This window comes from Chrysanthemum yellows phytoplasma, assembly GCF_000803325.1.
In the GTDB taxonomy this organism is placed as follows: Bacteria; Bacillota_I; Bacilli_A; order Acholeplasmatales; family Acholeplasmataceae; genus Phytoplasma; species Phytoplasma asteris.
In genome coordinates this window covers 1-1,296 of record NZ_JSWH01000043.1, presented here as the reverse complement: position 1 = coordinate 1,296, position 1,296 = coordinate 1, and the positions used below count along the sequence as shown (strand labels likewise).

The 1,296-nt window shown below is 27.7% G+C and carries 2 protein-coding genes; both read left to right on the top strand.

Going from position 1 to position 1,296, the window contains the following annotated elements; genetic code table 11:
• Window positions 1-57 precede the first annotated feature (57 nt).
• Window positions 58-1,122 (top strand): metal ABC transporter permease, encoded by a 1,065-nt coding sequence (locus OL66_RS00700; RefSeq protein ID WP_034172065.1) that lies wholly within the window; start codon window positions 58-60, stop codon window positions 1,120-1,122.
• Window positions 1,122-1,296 (top strand): metal ABC transporter permease (locus tag OL66_RS03680; RefSeq protein ID WP_162178805.1); only part of this gene is annotated, 175 nt, incomplete at its 3' end. The genes OL66_RS00700 and OL66_RS03680, both read left to right, overlap by 1 nt.

Genomic DNA, 1,296 nt, shown 5'->3' with positions numbered 1-1,296 from the left:
ATAAATAATCATATAATAAAAAGAATAAAATAACCAATAAATAAGAAAGGATGAAATATGTTTGCTTTAGAATTTAATTATACTGTTGTTAAAGTGCTTTTAGCAGCTAGTTTTTTAGGATTTACATCAGGTATTTTAGGTGTTTTTATTATCCTGAAAAAACAAGCCTTAATTGGAGATGCTCTTTCTCATACCGCTTTGCCAGGAATTGCCTTAGTTTATCTTTTTGCTCGTAGTACAGATATTTGGGTTTTGTGGCTGGGTGCTATTCTTGCCTCGTTTGTTACTTTGCTTTTGATGGAACTTATTAAAAAATATTCCAAAATTAAATCAGATACAGTCTTATCGTTAGTGCTTGCTTCTTTTTTTGGTCTTGGCAACGTTTTGATTGCCATTGCTCAAAATACTGGTGAGGATAACAAAATAGCTACTTTGGAAAAATTTATCTTAGGGCAAATTGCTTTAGTAACTGAACTAGATATGATTTCTACTGGCATTATGGCTTTAATTACTTTAGTTGTGGTAGTTGGCTTGTGGAAAGAATTCAAAATTTATATTTTTGATGATAAGTTTGCCCAAAGTGTAGGATTTAACACTAAAATTATGACTTTTATTCTTAATTTCTTATTAATTGGAGTAGTAGTTATTAGTTTAAAAATTATTGGTATTATTTTGACAAGTGCCTTTTTAATTATGCCAGGAGTAATTGCTCGTCAATTTAGTGATAGATTTGTTACTAATGTTATTGTTGCTTCCATTGTTACTTTCTTTTCTAGTTTAATTGGAGTTTTTATAAGCAATAGTGTACAAGATATGCCAACAGGACCAATTATTATTGTTATTACTACTTTATTTATTGCTTTGTCCTTGCTATTTTCTCCTAAATATGGAGTTATTAGTAGATATGTGCAAAAAATTAAATATCAAAAAAAGATTAAAAAATTTCGTCAACTTATTCATCTTTATTACGAACAAGAAGAAACTCATACTTTGAGTTTGCCAATAATTCAAATAGAAAGTTTTTTATGGAAGGAAAAATATTTAATGTTACAAAATCAAAAAGCCCAATTAACACCTAAAGGAATTAAATTAGTTGAAAATTTAATTGATGGTATTGTTTAATGATAAGTTTTATAAATAATGTTGTTGGTGGCTTTGAACTAGATGTTTTTTTAGTTATTTTATTTTGTTCTTTGACTTTGGCTAGTTTAGGAGTTTTTTTAGTATTGAAAAAGTCTTCTATGGTAGTTGATGCTATTAGTCATAGTGTTTTATTAGGAATAGTTGTAGCTTTTT